Origin of the sequence: Veillonella parvula (assembly GCF_036456085.1) — a bacterium.
In the GTDB taxonomy this organism is placed as follows: Bacteria; Bacillota; Negativicutes; order Veillonellales; family Veillonellaceae; genus Veillonella; species Veillonella parvula_E.
In genome coordinates, this window is the sequence record NZ_CP138632.1 from 1,582,201 (window position 1) to 1,600,120 (window position 17,920).

The 17,920-nt window shown below is 37.1% G+C and carries 16 protein-coding genes; 6 read left to right on the forward strand and 10 right to left on the reverse strand.

Translation table 11 applies throughout. The features are described from left to right. Positions 1–35 precede the first annotated feature (35 nt). The 4 genes from PK1910_RS07635 to PK1910_RS07650 all read right to left on the reverse strand — a co-directional run bounded on the left by PK1910_RS07635 (position 36) and on the right by PK1910_RS07650 (position 3,503). Complete coding sequence (locus PK1910_RS07635; protein WP_038125637.1) at positions 36–1,256, reverse strand: hypothetical protein; 1,221 nt, start codon at positions 1,254–1,256, stop codon at positions 36–38. A 650-nt stretch (positions 1,257–1,906) separates the two neighbouring features. Then, positions 1,907–2,347, reverse strand: a complete 441-nt coding sequence (locus tag PK1910_RS07640; RefSeq protein WP_004694479.1) for a hypothetical protein — start codon at positions 2,345–2,347, stop codon at positions 1,907–1,909. 5 nt (positions 2,348–2,352) lie between these two features. Next, positions 2,353–2,922: a hypothetical protein gene (locus PK1910_RS07645; RefSeq protein ID WP_004698206.1), complete on the reverse strand. Its 570-nt coding sequence runs from the start codon at positions 2,920–2,922 to the stop codon at positions 2,353–2,355. 8 nt (positions 2,923–2,930) lie between these two features. Next, positions 2,931–3,503: a hypothetical protein gene (locus PK1910_RS07650; RefSeq protein WP_004698313.1), complete on the reverse strand. Its 573-nt coding sequence runs from the start codon at positions 3,501–3,503 to the stop codon at positions 2,931–2,933. Between the two features lie 273 nt (positions 3,504–3,776). On the opposite strand from PK1910_RS07650, the gene PK1910_RS07655 reads away from it, so the two are divergent. Continuing rightward, a complete protein-coding gene (locus PK1910_RS07655) occupies positions 3,777–5,195 on the forward strand; it encodes a sodium:solute symporter family protein (RefSeq protein ID WP_058948314.1) in 1,419 nt (472 codons plus the stop codon). A gap of 646 nt (positions 5,196–5,841) precedes the next feature. Here PK1910_RS07655 and dcuC read toward each other — a convergent pair. The 4 genes from dcuC to PK1910_RS07675 all read right to left on the reverse strand — a co-directional run bounded on the left by dcuC (position 5,842) and on the right by PK1910_RS07675 (position 10,736). Continuing rightward, positions 5,842–7,203 carry a C4-dicarboxylate transporter DcuC gene (dcuC, locus tag PK1910_RS07660; protein WP_058948315.1) on the reverse strand — a complete coding sequence of 454 codons (1,362 nt, stop codon included), beginning with the start codon at positions 7,201–7,203 and terminating at the stop codon, positions 5,842–5,844. 29 nt (positions 7,204–7,232) lie between these two features. After that, positions 7,233–8,393 (reverse strand): M20 family metallopeptidase, encoded by a 1,161-nt coding sequence (locus PK1910_RS07665; protein ID WP_243632531.1) that lies wholly within the window; start codon positions 8,391–8,393, stop codon positions 7,233–7,235. Between the two features lie 175 nt (positions 8,394–8,568). Then, positions 8,569–9,261: an IclR family transcriptional regulator gene (locus PK1910_RS07670; RefSeq protein ID WP_058948317.1), complete on the reverse strand. Its 693-nt coding sequence runs from the start codon at positions 9,259–9,261 to the stop codon at positions 8,569–8,571. Positions 9,262–9,629: 368 nt separating this feature from the next. Further along, the gene (locus PK1910_RS07675; RefSeq protein WP_058948318.1) at positions 9,630–10,736 is read right to left on the reverse strand and encodes an amidohydrolase; all 1,107 of its coding nucleotides are present in this window, start codon (positions 10,734–10,736) and stop codon (positions 9,630–9,632) included. Between the two features lie 197 nt (positions 10,737–10,933). Between PK1910_RS07675 and PK1910_RS07680 the strand changes: the two genes are divergently transcribed. The 5 genes from PK1910_RS07680 to PK1910_RS07700 all read left to right on the forward strand — a co-directional run bounded on the left by PK1910_RS07680 (position 10,934) and on the right by PK1910_RS07700 (position 15,127). Next, positions 10,934–11,614 (forward strand): nucleoside recognition domain-containing protein, encoded by a 681-nt coding sequence (locus PK1910_RS07680; protein ID WP_058948319.1) that lies wholly within the window; start codon positions 10,934–10,936, stop codon positions 11,612–11,614. Continuing rightward, positions 11,601–12,065, forward strand: coding sequence for a YjiG family protein (locus PK1910_RS07685; RefSeq protein WP_058948320.1), 465 nt, complete (start codon positions 11,601–11,603; stop codon positions 12,063–12,065). Before PK1910_RS07680 ends, PK1910_RS07685 begins: the two co-directional genes overlap by 14 nt. A 369-nt stretch (positions 12,066–12,434) precedes the next feature. Next, on the forward strand, positions 12,435–13,739 hold the full coding sequence (locus PK1910_RS07690; protein ID WP_058948321.1) for a cytosine permease: 1,305 nt from the start codon (positions 12,435–12,437) through the stop codon (positions 13,737–13,739). Between the two features lie 5 nt (positions 13,740–13,744). Beyond that, positions 13,745–13,909, forward strand: a complete 165-nt coding sequence (locus tag PK1910_RS07695; RefSeq protein WP_174892422.1) for a hypothetical protein — start codon at positions 13,745–13,747, stop codon at positions 13,907–13,909. Between the two features lie 150 nt (positions 13,910–14,059). Beyond that, complete coding sequence (locus PK1910_RS07700) at positions 14,060–15,127, forward strand: DUF4917 family protein (protein WP_058948322.1); 1,068 nt, start codon at positions 14,060–14,062, stop codon at positions 15,125–15,127. Positions 15,128–15,237: 110 nt separating this feature from the next. On the opposite strand, the gene PK1910_RS07705 is transcribed toward PK1910_RS07700, so the two are convergent. Together PK1910_RS07705 and PK1910_RS07710 are read right to left on the reverse strand one after the other, a co-directional pair. Next, positions 15,238–15,933, reverse strand: a complete 696-nt coding sequence (locus PK1910_RS07705; RefSeq protein WP_058948323.1) for a hypothetical protein — start codon at positions 15,931–15,933, stop codon at positions 15,238–15,240. 94 nt (positions 15,934–16,027) lie between these two features. Then, on the reverse strand, positions 16,028–17,830 hold the full coding sequence (locus PK1910_RS07710; RefSeq protein WP_058948324.1) for a P-loop NTPase fold protein: 1,803 nt from the start codon (positions 17,828–17,830) through the stop codon (positions 16,028–16,030). Between the last annotated feature and the right edge of the window lie 90 nt (positions 17,831–17,920).

The window sequence follows — 17,920 nt, forward strand, 5'->3', positions numbered from 1 at the left end:
GTTCTCTCTCCTGAACGATCTTATAAACAACTGAATTACATTTTATCTTTACTTTGCATACGGATTACTTTATTCCGCAGTGTCTCAACATTTGCAAAATCAGAATATTCTACCGTATTACGCAGCTGAATATGAGAATATGGCGTAGCCCCATCAATATAAACTAAGCTCATTATATATACATTCTTGTCATCACGTAAGAATCGATGCATTAAAGACGTTTTTCCTGGTTGATAGTTATCTACTAAAAGACTAGGAACGCCATTATTCCAAACAGATGCTGATTGAATAGGTGCATCACCTATGATTTGACTTTCTGGCTTTATTTCCGAAATCTCGTCAATAAATGAATAGATATATTTATCATCTACTTTTACAGGTTTCTTAGCTACAATAAGTCGGATACCTGATCCACGATAGTCTCTCATTTCGGCAGAGTCCTTTAACGATTTCTGTGCTATTAGTTTGAGCCCTTTAGGAATACGATATGTGAAATTATCCCATTGAATACTTTCACTATAATGATCCATGTCATCTAACGATCGAATCGACGGAATTACATAATTACTCATAACGTGCTCGAGCTTGCCGGTAACAGGCTGATTTTTGTAGCTAAGACCTACCATATATTCTTGATTCGGTTGATTAAATAAACCAACTACAGCAACCATAGCAGGCGTATTCTCACCGAAAGACTCAGTTTCAATAGCCCATTTACCATGTGTGATACCCGGATATGTAAACTCCCCTTTTCGCTCTGATTTTAATTTGCCTAATGCATCATCATAATTCTGTTTTGTACCAATCGCAAAAAATATGGAATTCTCTCTTACAATAGATAAACGTTCACCATCACTGCGTTTTGGGTAATACTTACTTGCTAATAGTAGTCCAGGAACAGATGCCCGAATGTTATTACGCTCATCATGCAACAACACAACTGCAGACTCATTAACAAGTAAGTCCATCAACTTCTCCGAATCGCTTGCTATCTGATTGACTTCATCTCGTGTTAGTCCCCAGTCAGTTACATACATGTCCATGCGTTTTTTAGATTCAGAATGTAATTTTATAACATCACTAGCTCCTACATTGCTCAAGCTACCGGCCCGATAGTTTTCATAGGCATTGGCAGGGATATTCGCATCTGCCCCTGGTATAGGTGGCTGTCCTGCTGGCACTTCTATCTGTACAGCGCTTACATTCATGGTGAAAGCAGCTAGTACAGCCATGATAATCAAACTTTTACGTAACATAAAACCCTCTCTTTTTTCTCTCACATTACAACATAAATAAGCACAACCTTATTAGCATAAGTATACTATGTAAACAAGGCTGTGCCTATTATTAATAATTTTATAATTTAGTATATGTATGATATATCTATAATTGGTATATATAAGGTTTATCTCCATTTGACGATATATCCCTTTATCCCTATAATATAAGTAGATAGTCAGACGAGTAGTGACGTCAGGCTCATCTCACAAACAAATAACATGTAGAAATGGCCTTTTCGTTTTATCTAATTTCCGAAGAAACGAAGGGCTATTTTGCTATTTCTAGACAAATAAGCGCCACAAGTGCTCCAAAGGATATCATGACTGATAAAATCCCAAGGATAATCATAATGATTTTATAACCACTCATAAGCAACCCTCCCTTCAAAAACGAAGAGAGGCCCAACCTCGCCTAACTATCCTAAGTCTATTATAGAACGAACTAATATGCGATACAATAAGCATTATATTATATAAATATACGAATAAACTAATAAAAGCCAAGTTATTCCTAACTATGAATAGCTTGGCTTTTACATTATGTAAATAAGTTAAAAATATATCAGAAATCTAATATGCGTATTTAGGAGCTTTCAAAAGCTAATGAAATATCAGTCCAATAATAATCAGAATCGGAGCCAGGTAAGAAACACAAAAATAACAATAGCTAAAACAATAATAGTGCCATACATTAATATCCCTAGCTTTATAACAAAATCTATACTATAAAAGATAAATGTCCCCACTAAAGATTGGTCTTTCAAAGAAAAGTACCAAGCTTTCACTCTATAATAAATTTTTGGTTTATCAAACGCTGGATATAGTTTCTCATGCCACAAAATAAGCCACGGTAAAACCCAAATATTCCCGAAGGTAAATATCAATACTGGCAAATAATCCCTTAATGGATATGCTTCTAATACATATCGATCATAGAGCAATGTATAGAAAGCCCAAATAGAGATTCCCCAAATAAGTAAAAGCACAAGCTTTATTAGGAGTCCAAAAACAAGTTTTATCTTTAATCTATGTTTATTCACTGTTTTAACCACTCTAGTGCCATACATAAATATTACAACTCATCATCATAAGATAGTCCAAAGATCTTTTTATAGATCAAATTAGGCAATTTATATTTTTCATCACCAAATTCAGCAGGTAGAATCATAGCTTTTAGATTTTCTGCATATATACGTTGTTGGCGAATTTGTCCATTATTGTAATAGGTACCGCCATCATTAACGGTCCCTGTAATTCCTGAACTTCCTTGCTTTGCACGCCAAATAGAGATATATGGGGTCTTATCACCTTGTTTTAAACTTCTATCATGATCATTAATCAAATGGCGCAAAGAACGATCCATTTGGTAATCGTATTGTACTGAAAGTCCTTGAATCATATTCGCAGCAGGCATGGAAACATAAATGACGGCTTCAATACGACGATGGCCATTCGGCGCCGTTACAGACTTAACAGATGAAAGATCCAAATATTTTCCATCTCCTCTTCCAGAGTCAGCACTCGAATCGATGTGTTCAAATCGTTCTGCGTTTAATAAGTCAGCTTGTGATACGGCTTGGATTTGCATTGGCAACACGAGGCAGCTTAGTAACCATAGTGAAAGTAAATATATGCGTTTCATCATCCACCTCATTGGGCCACAATATCATCAAAATGCTGCTGATATACAGATACAAACATAGCATCCGCTATATCATATATAATAGTATTATTACGGTTAAGTGGGACCTTACGCGTATCGTTTACATAATGCATTGGCTTTGTCGCCCCATCAAATGTATATCTCGCTACATCTACCCCTGTCATAGCTAAACCAGACTTACTTTCACTAGCCTCAATCAAAGCCAGCATAGACGGGCTCGGATTCATGATACGAGACGAATGAATAAGTGTCGCTAACGAATAGTTAGTATCATAATCCACGGTGAGCTGTCTCTCATTGATGATAGATTGATAAGACGTATCCATCACAATATAGTAAGTCCCGCGCAAGGAATACTGTGGCGGTGCATAGCGTAGGGCCTCAATCGAATAAGTGTTTAAATAGATATACAAGCCACCACTCTCTATGGGCCCATTAATCGACTGAGAATAAACAAGCTTAAACTGTGGCGACGTTTTCAATTCCTGATAAGTAATTGCCTCTGTAGGCATGGTGAAAGCCAGCAACACAAGAGCTAGCATCAAAATACGTTGAATCATAAAAACCTCTCTCAAAAAATGAATCTTGTCTCTCAATAAAATAAGCACAGTCTTATTAACATAAGTATACTATGCAAACAAGGCTGTGCCTATGATTAATAATTTTATATTTTAGTTCCTAATATATATACATTCTCCAACGTTCCAAGAAACTCCTCTTTGTATTTTCCCCAGTTTTTATGGATAATTAAACTATACTTGATATATGCACCGCAAGTAGTAAGGGTGATTTAGTATGAATCTCTAGATAGTGTAAATTTTTGGAGGTGTCATATGGATTCTCTGACTATTATTTGGGTTATTGTTTGCGCCTATTTATTACTGAATTTATTAGTCGGCGTGTATTGTCATATTCGTGTAAAAGATAGTACTGACTATCTACTCGCAGGTCGTCGTATTGGGGTTCTTATGACGGCAGGCACATTAGCGGCTACAGAAATCGGTGGTGGGAGCACCGTAGGTGTAGCAGCGAAAGCGTATGGTTCGTGGGGCTTATCTGCAGGTTGGTACGTCGTATCTGCAGGGATTGGTGTTATTCTCGTTGCTTTCATCGCACCGCTTTTACGGCGTGCCATGGCAACAACTGTACCGGAGATCATCGGCCGTCGCTTCGGCGCGTCCAGTCATCTCATTACTTCCATTCTGTCCATGCTGGCAACAATTACACTAGCAGGCGTACAGATTACAGCAACTGCAACCATTATTAGCGTTCTCACCGGACTTTCAACAGAGCTCGCCATCCTCATCTGCGGTGCGGTACTCGTAATTTACACCATGTCCGGCGGTATGTGGAGCGTAACGATGACAGACGTTATCCATTTCTTCGTTCTCGTTGGGGGCTTCTCCCTCGCGGTGCCGTTTGTGTTGCACAATGTAGGTGGCTGGGAATCGGTAGTGACAAAATTGCCACCTGAACAGCTAGGCTTTACAAAGGTGGGTTGGAAAACCATCATCGGCCTTGTCATCATGTACTTCATGACATTCTCCACAGGGCAAGAGTCAGTTCAACGGTACTTTGCAGCGAAAAATGAAAGAACGGCCGTTCTCGGTTCTATCATTTGCGGGATTATTATGGCTCTATTCGCCTTTGTTCCTGCCGTATTAGGCCTTGTAGCATTAGCTGAATTCCCCGGAATTGAAGCCAACAATGCAGTGGCAACGGTAGCACTTAACCTCATGCCTCCAGTAATGGCGGGCTTCGTTATGGCCGCTGTCGTATCGGCCACACTTTCATCAGGCGCAGGCGACCTATTAGGCGCCGCAACTGTATTTACCAAGGATATTGTGGAACATCATTTTGGTAAAAGCCTCACCGATGATCAGCTCACTAGATATAGCCGTCTATGTGTGCTATTCCTCGGTATCATCGCTATCATAATCTCCCTCGTAAGCAAAGCCATCATTCCGATGCTCGTATTTGCTTTCACAATGAGATCCGCTGGCCCATTCGCCGCATTCCTACTTGGCCTTACTTGGAAAAATGCAACAGCTGGCGCTGGCATTTGGTCCATCGTGCTCGGCTCCATCGCAGGCGTGTACTGGGAATTCGTTGGCAACCCATATGGCATCATGTCTATCATCTTCGGTTCCATCGTCAGCCTCATCGTTTTTGTCGCTGTGGTATTTATTGAAAGATCCATGGGTAAACCACCGGCTCCACCAGCAATTCCTGATGATGTAAAAGAAATATAATCAATTTATTATAATCTGTAACTTAATAATAGACTTAAAAGTGCTATAAAATTACAATTATAAAACCAAAAACTCCTATCGGTGAAAGCCAATAGGAGTTTTCTCATTTTACAATACCATCATCAAACTGTATACCATACACGTGTTCATCATAATTTGACGATATATAATAACCTTACTATAATATAAGAAGATAGTCAGACGAGTCGTAACGTCAGGCGCATCTCGAAATTGAAAAAAGATTAGGAAATGGCCTTTCAGTTATCTAGTTACACTAGGCAACGGAGGGCTATTTGTCTTTTGTGAGACAAATAAGCGCTATTAATGCCTCAAAGGCAATAACAACCGTTATTACCTGTAATAAGAGCATGATTAATTCATAATCACTCATAGGCTTATCCCTCCCTTCAAAAACGAAGAGAGGCCCAACCTCATCTAACTATCCTAGCTCTATTATAGAACGAACTAATATACGATACAATAAGGAACGAATAATAGGGATATATAGATAAATATAAGAAAAACTTCTAGCGAATTAAACCAATGAACTGCACCCCAAAATTGAACACAATTTTTGGGGTGCGGTTCAAAATAAGATAGAGCCTTTATCTATTTTCTTATTTATTTATAAATTACCAACTTCAAATTAGTGAATAATCCAAATAGCAATTGTACTTGTAATGAAGGTAACGATTACAGGTACGCTTGTACGTTTTACAAGATCGAAACTAGAGATATTTGCAATACCAGCTACAGCGATCATAACAGCACTAATTGGGCTGAGTAGGCGGCCTACGCTCGCTGCATTTTGCATACCGAGAAGGATTGTTGTCGCATTACCACCTAGGTCAGCTGCAAAATTTGGAACCAATGGAGCAAATGCAAACATAGATGCAACGCCAGATCCCATTACGATACTTAAACCTGTAATAACTGTAGATACAATAACACCTACTACATCAGCAGAAATAGCAAGGTCTTGGATAGCAACAACGAATTCTTTTACGATACCCAAAGAAGTTAAGCCGAAAGCAAACGTTTCACCTGCAACGATCAATGTTACAGTGTTAGCAAATTGGTCGCCCATACCTTTGAAGAAGGTTTGGATGCTAGCCGCCATTTTACGGAAGTCACGATGACGGATAAGTTCACAGCCCATAGCGATAAACAAACTAAGGAACATCGCAAGGTTTACATTCATCTTAACACCTTGAATACCATATTCACTGAAGCCAAGGATAAAGATTAATGGCAACAATGGTAAGAATATATACGGTAATGGACCAACTTCGAGGTCATCAGATTTATGAGCCTCCACATATTCCGTAGGAACATGGCCAGACTTTTTATCCAAGTATTTTTGCCATACGAAATGAGCAATAGCAGCCATTAAACCACAGATAATATATACTTTCAACTGATAATCTACAAAGTACTCATGAACAGGCATGTTTACTGTTTTGGATACGAGCAATGTAGTAGCAGAGGCAGGGCCAATATCGAGCAAGTGACCTGTAGCAACGGCTGCGGCAGCACCTACTGGACTAACGCCTAAACGCACAAGAATTGGGAAGATTGTCACCATCATGAGCATTGCAAGACCAGAAGCACTTGGAATTACAAGGGACATGAACATATTTAGAATAAATGTAAGCGCCATTACGAGGTACGCAGATTTCATTTTACCAAGAGGTTTAATAGCCGTTACAACAAGGCGAGAGCTGGCACCAATATGATCCATGTACTTCGCAAAACCAGTACAAGTCATGATCATGAGACCAAGATTTGCCGCATCTTTTGCAGTCGTAATGTTAATATATTCAAAAGCATCAAAGAAAAGAACCCCTGTGGATTTCTTCGCTTCTACGAAAGATGTTGTATAGCCTAATAAGTACGCCGCGAACATCATAATCAGACCGCCCAATAATAATACGGTTTGCGCTTTAAACTTCTTGATAACCAGTGTTCCCGTTATGGCTATAACCAATAAACAAACTAATAAATTCATACATGTTCCCTCCATTCACAACACAATACTTAAAAGTTTTCCTTTGCTTGTTTGAAATCCTCTTGGATTTTTTCTAGCAAGCCCGGTGTTTCAAGGATTTCCTCCACGGATAAAGCTATGCCCTTCGCGCCATACATGATAGCATCCTCTGCGAGTTGGCTTTTACCATTATCTAACCATTCTTGAGAATGACTCGTCACACCCTTACCTACGAATTTCACACGCAAGCATGCACCTGGCACGCGGAACGTAACACTAGAGAAATCGGTGGATCCTGTCACCTTACGAGGCTCGGAAATCTCTGGGGCCCCTACTTTTTCTGCATTTTTTAAAAGTATATCGTTCAAGGTTTGTACATTGACTTTGTTGTCGTACGCCTTAACCTCTTCCCATTCCATCGTAGCGCCCACCTGTAAAGCCGCACCTTGCGCCACGTCTTTCACACGAGCCACAACCTCGTCGAGACGAATGCGACTAGAGGAACGAATATACCATTGGGTACACGCATAATCAGGTACGATGTTCGCGGCTTTGCCACCGTCAGTGATAATGCCGTGCATGCGAACCTCAGTCGGTACGTGCTCGCGCAAGTACTCCATGCCGTTAAAGAACAACAACACCGCATCTAACGCGCTGATACCCTTCTCTGGGGCAATCGCCGCGTGAGCAGACTTGCCGTGGAACTTGATATTAACGAGATTTAGCGCCAAAGACTTGCCGTCTACCGTGGTCGTATCGCTGCCATGCATCATGAAAGCGAGATCTAAATCGTCAAACACGCCTTCACGAGCCATAACAAGCTTGCCGCTCGCCGTTTCCTCTGCAGGCGTACCGTACACAACCAACGTGCAAGGTACTTGCAACGTGCGTTTCAAAGCGATTGCCGCCGTGCAAATAGATGGACCTTGCAAATTATGACCACATGCGTGCCCCAAGCCTTCAAGGGCATCGTACTCGCAAAGCAAGCCGATCTTAGGACCTCCACCGTTTACATAGTATACCGCTCTAAACGCAGTCTTAAGACCACTCACCTCGCGGTCAACGGTGAACCCTTCCTTCTCTAATAAATTCGTCAATAACTCATGAGCTTTAAACTCTTCATTTCCGAGCTCAGGATGATCGAAAATGAAATCATTTAACTCCTTCATGGGCTTTCTTAATGCTTCAATCTCTTGTAAAAGCTGACTCATTTCTACCTCCAACATACACACTTAAAAATCCTAAATTCATACAACTATAAATACAAATCTTATGAGAATTGTATCTAATAACACAAGTCGTACCCGTACTTAATACATTTTAACGCACTTATATTTGTTCCGCATAATGGAACGTTATTCCATATACTGAGCAAAAAAAATAAATTTATAAGGTCGCCCCCATGTGTTTGGAAATAGTTTGACCTAATACGATCATCACCGATAAATACTCATTGACACGCTCTTCTGTGTAGTCCCCTATAGGACCAGAAATAGTCATCACCGCCTCTAACTTATTGCCAAAGGAAAAGATAGGAACTGCGATGGACGCCGCATCAGGCACACGATTGCCTCGAGTCACCACATACCCATCATGACGAATTTGGGAGCTTTCATCAGCACTCATATCCGTATCCTTGAAGTCCGCTAGATAGGCACCAAAGATCTTGCCAGCCGCCCCTTTAAAGATAGGATAAACCGTGCCGATTTTGATATCGTTCCGCAACGGCTTGTCCGCCGCAACGCGCTCGATACAGATGCGATAATCGCCCTGTGCCAAGAATAAATTCACGGACTGCTGCAACTGATCGCGGATAGCCACCATGTATGGCTGTGCAATGGCACGCACATCCAAAGATGTAAGAAAGGACTTTGCCATCGGCAAAATGCCCCAAGACAAATGATACTTCTTGGCCCTATTGAACTCAACCCAATGATGCGCCTCAAAGGTCTTGAGCAACCGATGGACAGTGGCCTTGGGCAACGCCGTCGCATTCGCCAATTCGGTCACACCCAGCGGGCCTGCCTCTAATAACTTGAGTATCTCTATACCACGCTCTATTGATTGAACCATATTCATATCCAAAGAAACATACTAGATTATTACCGTTTAATACGTTTCTATACTCTACTAAAACTAATGATAAATTTAACAATATACATAATCCCTTAGATCACTTTTGATGCCTCTGAAAGACATAAAGTGCATCTAAGTCATTACAAACATAACAATAACACATTCATGAAAAATTTAAAAATGACTATGTTGCATAAGTCGTAGTTTCACTACCACAAAAAGAACCATTAACACAATCCACCGTATTGTGTTAATGGTTCTTTTAATATAACTAAAATTTTATAGAAAGATTGCATTATAGCCAAGCTTTAAGTATTATCCCTACAACAGAATTAAAACTCATGTGTTTCTCCAAGCTTAGCAACAAACACTTATTCTCCTAATAGCCGTTCTACTAAATCGATCCAAATAGAAACACCATTTTCTAAGGCACTTGTATCAAAACTCATGTCAGGATGATGCAAACCTGGCCGCAAATTACACCCAAGCCCAAAGAAACCTGCTTTTAAGCTTGGCTTTTCCACAGTGTAAAAGAAGAAATCTTCACCACCTGGTGTGTAAATTGGATCAATACAGTTGCTTTCACCAAGAATAGAAGATATAGAGTCAGCTAATAGAGCCGTTGCCTCATCATTTAACTCAGCCGCAGGAATACGGAAAGAATCCAAAACCTCAACAGTCGCACCGATAGAAGCAGCTGCCCCTTCAATAGCTGGTAAAAACTTAGCACAAAGCTCATCCATCGTTTTATTATATTGTGCACGTAAATCCCATGTAACAACCGCTTTCGCTGGAATCGCATTCGTTACGCCAGAGTCACAAAGAAAACGAGTCGCCTTAACACTATAATTATCAGTTGGTTTTAAATGGATAGCATTAACTGCATTAACCGCTTGAACCGCTGCATCCAAAGCATTAATCCCTAAATGAGGGCGGGCACCATGAGCTGGCTTGCCATGAAAAGCAATGACCATACGGCAAGAGGATGCATAATGAATCGCAGGGCTAGCCTGCCCATTTTCTGCTTCTTCAAATGGACGTACATGCGCACCAAAGATGTATTCTACATCATCAATAGCTCCACCCCTAATCATACTAGTCGCACCAGAACCTAGCTCTTCCGCGGGTTGGAATAAAATCTTTAACTTACCTCGTTTTACTAATTGCTTTTCTTTAATAATTTGAGCCGCAGCCAACAACATTGACATATGTCCATCATGACCACAAGTATGACGAGATACATGTTTACCATCGATAATATGACCAAGCGCATCCATGTCGGCACGAAGCGCTACCACAGGACCAGGTCTACCGCTATCATAGATACCGATGATACCCGTTTCTCCGCCCACATTACGTGTTACATCGTAGCCGTAACTTTTCATTTTTTCTGCTAAAAATGCGGAAGTCTTGAGTTCTTGAAAACCTTCTTCAGGAATTGTATGTAAATAATTATAGAAATTTAATACTTCACTCATCGCCAACACCTCTTTCTATAGAATAGCGTCTAACACATTAATTATACTACACAAATATCTGCTTTTAAATCAGTTTAAATAAAAACTTTTAATAATATATATAACTTTTATAAATGATATTCTTGCACTATTTATTATCTCTACTATATAATTATAAATCATATAACTCTATGTGTTTTATGTAGGAGGTTAAAATCATGAGTGACCCTAACAATGAGAAAAACTATACTCAATTTACTAAGAAGGTAACTGTCGGTTGCTATATTGCATTAGCTGTAGCAATCCTATTCTTCTCCGGATTACTTAACAATGTAGAAGGTTTTAAATGGCTCTCTGCTTTAGACTTTGCAACTATTTCTGGTAAATTTGGTACCATGGTTAACCCTGCAAAAAACACCTTTATTGGGGAAGGTGGCGTCAGCGCTCGCGCAGGCTTCCTCTTTGCCTTGGGCTTAACACCAACAGTTATGTTGGCATTGGGTGTACTTGAGATTTTAGAACATTACGGTGCAATCCGTGCAGCCCATAAATTAATGACTCCATTATTGAAACCTATTTTAGGTATCCCTGGATTAACTGGCCTTGCAATGATTACGGACTTACAAAGTACAGATGCAGGTGCAGCGATTACCAAAGACCTTTACGACAACAATCTAGTTAACCGTAAAGAATTAACAATCATGACGGCATGGCAGTATAGCGGTGCGGGCATGATTAACAACTACGTAGCCATTGGATCTGCTATTTTTGCGTACTTAACAGTACCAATTATCCTTCCACTCATCGTAGTATTTGTTATGAAGTTCTTCGGTGGTGCCGTATGTCGAATCGCACTTAATACAGTATTCAAGGGAGATTTCAAAGATGAGCAACAATAAAGAAACAAATAATCCATTTGATATATTTATTCGTGGTGCACGAAAAGGCTTTACGCTAGCCACTCAAAACTTATTACCAAACGTATTGATGGCATACACACTTGCCGAGCTATTACGTATCTTAGGCATCATGGCATTTTTAGGTAACCTATTTGCTCCTGCAATGGCTTTATTTGGTCTTCCAGGTGAAAGTGTAACAATCTTGTTAACAGCTTGGTTATCCTACTCTGCTGGTATCGGCGTTGCAGTTAACTTACTTTCTAACAATACGATTGATATGATACAAGTGACTATTTTGGCTCCAGCTCTACTCTTAATGGGCTCCCAAATCCAATACATGGGCCGATTACTAGGTGTAGTTGAAGTACCTAAAAAGTATTGGCCAATGCTTATGACGATCAGCGTGGTAAATGCATTGATTTCCATGGTTATCATGAAAATATTTGTATAATATCAAGACAACAGAATACTTTAGCACTAATACAATAATTGAAACAAACCAAAAGGCAGTACTAATATAAAATATAATAGTACTGCCTTTATTCTTTTAACAAGATACCGAATATCTATATCACTATTAAAATATAGAATATGTCTCATTCTCAACATTGCTTAATATGCATAATATACATATTGAATATTCATTCTACGTATGTTTTAATGAAGACAAATACCATTCGTTTATGACAAATTAAATATGTATCCTTTATTAGAAAAATTCACTATATTTACACTACATAATAGGTCTTTACTACCATGCTTATATAAATCTTAAAACGCATCATGGTAGCTTTTTTATTACGTAAAGGAGTATAGATGTATGAGTAAGGAGAAATTAGAGTTTGTTGAGCCAGTTGATACGAACACAGATAATGAGTATTCTAGGAAGCCTGTCCCGTTAGGGGCAAGGAAGTCCTGCTTTTCTCTCACTATCGTTTGGACTGGGTTTGTTTTTCTTGTTACTAGTATGATGGCTGGTGGCGGGTTAGCTGCCGGGCTGACTTTCAACGAATTACTATTAGCCATGATTCTAGGCAACATTTTCTTATGTATCATCGCAGGGCTAGTGAGTGTAATCGCCTATAAAACAGGTCTTACCTTTGCCCTTTTGACTCGATACAGCTTCGGTCAGGAAGGATCTAGAATTGCCTCTCTCTTCGTACCTATCGTCAATCTAGGTTGGTACACGATTCAAGCGGCTTTATATGGACATTTTATTGCTCAAGTTTTTAACCTTTCCTACACAGGCGAAATCATTGCTATGATGCTCAGCGCCGTTATCATGGGTATCTTTGCGGTTCTCGGTATTAAATCCCTCGCCGTATTCGGCTATATTGCGATTCCATCTATCGTATTCCTTTCACTAGGAACAGCGGCTCGCTCCGTTCAAACAATCGGTGGCTGGCAAGAACTATTTAACTATGTGCCATTGCAACCTATCGATTTACTGTCAGGCATTACCATCGTTATCGGTACATGGATTCTATCCACTGCTACATGTATCGCAGATATTATGCGTTATGGTAAAAGCAAGAAAGATGTTATTACAGCGAGCACAATCGGTCTATTGGGCGGCAATACGTTGATGATTAGCTGCGGTGCTATCGCAGGCGTTGCTATGAATGATGGGGACCTAATCAACGTACTATTAAGCTTTGGCCTCGTGTTCCCAAGCTTACTATTGTTGACTACAAACATCTTTACAACAAATGGTGCAAACCTATATTCCACATCATTGAACCTAGCCAACTCTTTCAAACTAAACAGAAATATTATGCTAGCCGTGCTCATTGCTATCTCTGCATTAGCAACAATGACACAACCATATAAAATCGACTCCCTCTTTGTATTCTTAAGTACACTAGGCATCATTGTTCCTCCACTATGCGGTATTATTTTAGCGGACTTTTACCTGGTTCATCACGGAAAATATATCGATTACAACAAAGCGACTTTCAAAAAATGGAATCTAGTTCCATGGATCACATGGGCCATCGCATTAGTCTGTGTTAAATTCATACCATTCGGATTGGCTTCGCTGAACGGGATTGTAATCGGTGCTTTACTGTACGCAGTCATTACGTATATTGTTAAACCTAATGTTGTTAGTGAAAGCAAAGGGTGATTATCATGGCAATTCATAAACTATCTGCTATACTAGGCACAATTATTATGGGCATCGGATCCTTTATCACCTGTCTAGCCACTAATGAAAGCACCATTACCCTTGGTAACGGTATGCTCGTGGTGAGCATTATTATGATGGGATTTGGATATTCGAAATGGCAGCCTTAATTAGCAATATAACAGTTCCTCATCCTCATATTATAAAAAGAGCCTTTCTCTTATAACAGCAAGTTAATAGGAAAAGGCTCTTTTTAAAGTAAAATCTTAGTAATTAAAACACTAATCATAAACCATATTATTAATAAAAGGACTTATAAAATGTTAGACAAATATTCTAAACTTACAGCTGGTATGGACTTCGACGAGGCGGCACTAATCGTAGGAAATGGTGCTAGTATATCACTCTCAAATAATTTTAATTATAATAACCTATTTTTAAAAGCTGAGGAACTAGGATACCTATCACCTGAAATTGCAAAAATCTTCTCCGAAATTGGTACCTCAAACTTCGAAGTTATTTTAAACCAACTCGATATAACACAAAAAATAAATAATCTACTTTCGCTTCCTGAAATTTTAACAGCACAACTTCCGCAAATTAATGATGTTATCTCTACATCTAGTAACCAGATAAAAACAGCATTGATAGAAACAATTAGAGGTGTCCATCCTGAATATACTGAGTTATCAATCACACAACCAGAGTCTAATGCTATATTAAAGCTTAATGAGTTTTTAAATCAATTCGACTATATTATTAATCTAAATTATGATTTATTAGTATATTATATTCTCCTTGCTGATACAAATCTTTTTATAGACTCTTTCCGAAACTCTAGCAGAAATCATCAAAACCTAACTTTTAACGAAAATGTTATAAATACACGCTATGGTGCAAAAACAAAACTTTATTATCCCCATGGAAATATTGTTCTTTGTGTAGATTCCAATGGAGAGGAGCAAAAAATCCGTTGTGATGAAGCTAATTCACTTTTACAGAAAATTCTTAGTCTTTGGGGAAGTCAACACCCCCTTTATCCACTATTTATTTGTGAAGGATCATCTACAGAAAAGCTGAATAGTATCCATAGGAATTACTATTTAAGATATGTCTATAATAATATCCTACCTGATCTACCTAACAATATTATATGTTATGGTTGGTCTCTAAGTGAAAATGATGAACATATATTAAAACAAATACTCTCCGCTTCCAAAAGCAAAAAAATATATATATCTATACATAAAGGTACCAAAGATGATACTGAATTAGAGGCAGAGTGTGCAACAATCAGAAAAAGAATAAAAAAAGTAAATAAAAAAACTGAAATTTACTTCTTTGATACCAATGATGAAGGATGCTGGCTAAACTATAATCCGGACTAAAAATAATAAAATACTTAATACAAAGGTATGCGATTATAAAACCTTTCGTATTGATTTTATAATCAATAGAGATAATAAGTTACTATTGTTATCGATATTTGAATGTAAACCTAAAAATTAGATAAAATCCTTATCATTAACTCTAAATCTTTATCTAATGGTACCTTTATAATATCAGGCATTTGCACTAAACTTAATGTCGCTCCACTAATACTAGCTAACCCAACTGATAGCAATCGCAAATAAATTCCTCTATCAATCTTTATCGAGTTTAAAGGTGTAGCATTATCCTCTTTTTCGACTTTTCCATTTTTGGCTTGTTTATAGGCTTGAGTCAAATCTAGATCTGTATTATATTCCGACACTTCAAAATTAGAAGATAATAAGGTTTCTACATCTTGAACTAGTAAAAATTCAAGTGCATTAACAAAAATACAAAATTGATTCCACTCTAATTTTTCTTCGATATACCATTTAAATAGTATCCCCATCCATTCAGCCTTTTTATCTTCATTGAATGAGTCAATTTTAATCAAAAGCCATTTTATATGTTCTAATCGTACCTCATCATTGTTAAAATATTTTTTCTTATACAATTTTCTGAAAGATAAAACATCCTTCTCATCATTTGAAGTAACAGCCTTAATAAATCGATCTAATTTTATTAAAAAAATCTCATTCGGTATATCTTTTATGCATTTAGCTGTTTCTTTAATAGAGCTTAAGATTGGAATGCCACCAGTCGCAGCCAAATCAAAAATACAAAGAGCTAAATCAATTATTTTTTCAGCTTTATTATCACTCAATTTATCTTCTCCCCATACCACATATCTTCATCCAATATAAATTATTCACCTTCATTGGCCGCATATTATAAAGTATTGGATACGTTTTCTTAATCTATATAACATTATTAGAACTAGAACTTAAGACCTGTATTGCACTTTTTAAATCATGAACTAAACAGTCTAAATTGAATTTCATAATCGCTCCATATTTTTCTTTTTCTATCTTGCTTTTAACTATTACAAGTATTTCTTCTAAATATGGTTTATCAGCCTCCAAAAATTGGCCGATATTAACTATCTGCAAATACACTGTTCGAATTATGCCTCGAAAAGAGTCTATGTCACATTCACTTGCACTCATAAAATATCCTTTTAACTCATCTATTGTGCCTAGATATTTAGCGAATTCTTTGGCATTATAATACTCATTTATATTAACATGTATATATTTTAATAGCTCCATATTTGACATATGATTGCTAGATAAATACTTAAATAGATTTAATTTTTCCAACCGATTCCTATAATTCTCATCAGCAATTTTAACTAAAGGATTAATAAGATCTTCATATGTTTTATAAACACTATCTTCTTTATTTTGTTGTAACAGTATATCTCTGGTTATTTCATTATCACTATAAAATGCTATTTTAATGTCCTCAACAAAGCTTTCAAAATCATATTGTAACGTTGTATAGTGCTTTATCGATGCAACACACCATAAAATTTGTCTAAGCATTGAGGTTTTATATTTATAATTTTTTACTTCATCCTTTAATTGATTTAACCATTCGCAAACTTGCTCATCACAATATTGAGTCCACTCTACTAAATGATTAAATGCCAAAAAAGTATCTTCATATAGCTTTAATTCATTTTCATAAGCGTTTCTTAACAACTGATTATCTAAATATGAACTATTAATATAAATATCTATAAATTTAAACCCCCATATTATGTTCTCAGGAGTATCGTGACCATCTACCCAAGAAATAAATCCAAAATCATCGTTTCTCCAATCAATCTCTACTTTAGAATTAACTTTATATTGTACAGCTCTTAAAACAATATATTTTAAAAATTTATTATACAATTCGCTATGTTCTAGAAAGGACTTATCCTCCATGTTATGAATTGCCTCCAATAAATTAACTAGAATGGCTAACACAAATTTTAGAGTCCTAATATTATTAGGTTGTTGTCTACGAATTTCCTCTAATATAATTTCTTTATTACTTGATATATATTCTCTAATATCATTTTTCTTATATTTATTTACTAGCTCATCAAAAATATTAGATATTTTATAAGAAAATTCAAGGGTGCAATAAACAGCCTTCTCTTTCTCAACTTTATATTTATCAGTTTCTATATCTTTCTCTAATAGTTTATTCTCATTTGCTACAGTAATTACAGGAATACCTCTATTCTCTGTCAACTTATTAATAAAGCCCCATAACTCAGTAGCAGAAAGCTCACAACGCTCAATATCATCAAATACAAAAATACATTTCTCCAATTGTACAAGATCACTCTTATGTATTAATTCGGCTAAATTTATCTTTACTGGTACTCCAATAACACTCGTATCAATTGTACTAGAAACCGAATTAAATAATCGTTCACAAATATTTTTTGTTTTCTGTGCTTTATTAGACTCTCCTAAATATTGATTAATAAAAATTTTGTCGTAAAACGAAGTTTTAAAGTCAACTAAATTATTAATCCCATATAAGGAGAATACTATATAGTTTTTATTATCTAAAATGCCATTTTTTCGCAAATATTCTTTTACACTATTTTTTACAAAATAACTTTTACCACATCCCCATTCGCCATTAATCATCAAGGCTTGGTTAATGCCACGATTCTGAATATAATCCTTAATTACTGATAATATTTGTTGATCATTCATAGGTCTCTCCAAAAATCATAATGCTATAAATAAAAGCTCTACATAAGTATAAACTTTTATTGTAGAGCTTTTTATAATAATTAATTTTCC

Coding starts and splice junctions, on each gene's coding strand:
- PK1910_RS07655 (WP_058948314.1), top strand. CDS start 3,777: ATGGATTCTCTGACTATTATTTGGGTTATTGTTTGCGCCTATTTATTA.
- PK1910_RS07680 (WP_058948319.1), top strand. CDS start 10,934: ATGAGTGACCCTAACAATGAGAAAAACTATACTCAATTTACTAAGAAG.
- PK1910_RS07640 (WP_004694479.1), bottom strand. CDS start 2,347: ATGTATGGCACTAGAGTGGTTAAAACAGTGAATAAACATAGATTAAAG.
- PK1910_RS07635 (WP_038125637.1), bottom strand. CDS start 1,256: ATGTTACGTAAAAGTTTGATTATCATGGCTGTACTAGCTGCTTTCACC.
- PK1910_RS07650 (WP_004698313.1), bottom strand. CDS start 3,503: ATGATTCAACGTATTTTGATGCTAGCTCTTGTGTTGCTGGCTTTCACC.
- PK1910_RS07645 (WP_004698206.1), bottom strand. CDS start 2,922: ATGAAACGCATATATTTACTTTCACTATGGTTACTAAGCTGCCTCGTG.
- PK1910_RS07665 (WP_243632531.1), bottom strand. CDS start 8,393: ATGAGTCAGCTTTTACAAGAGATTGAAGCATTAAGAAAGCCCATGAAG.
- PK1910_RS07675 (WP_058948318.1), bottom strand. CDS start 10,736: ATGAGTGAAGTATTAAATTTCTATAATTATTTACATACAATTCCTGAA.
- PK1910_RS07685 (WP_058948320.1), top strand. CDS start 11,601: ATGAGCAACAATAAAGAAACAAATAATCCATTTGATATATTTATTCGT.
- dcuC (WP_058948315.1), bottom strand. CDS start 7,203: ATGAATTTATTAGTTTGTTTATTGGTTATAGCCATAACGGGAACACTG.
- PK1910_RS07700 (WP_058948322.1), top strand. CDS start 14,060: ATGTTAGACAAATATTCTAAACTTACAGCTGGTATGGACTTCGACGAG.
- PK1910_RS07670 (WP_058948317.1), bottom strand. CDS start 9,261: ATGAATATGGTTCAATCAATAGAGCGTGGTATAGAGATACTCAAGTTA.
- PK1910_RS07695 (WP_174892422.1), top strand. CDS start 13,745: ATGGCAATTCATAAACTATCTGCTATACTAGGCACAATTATTATGGGC.
- PK1910_RS07710 (WP_058948324.1), bottom strand. CDS start 17,830: ATGAATGATCAACAAATATTATCAGTAATTAAGGATTATATTCAGAAT.
- PK1910_RS07690 (WP_058948321.1), top strand. CDS start 12,435: ATGAGTAAGGAGAAATTAGAGTTTGTTGAGCCAGTTGATACGAACACA.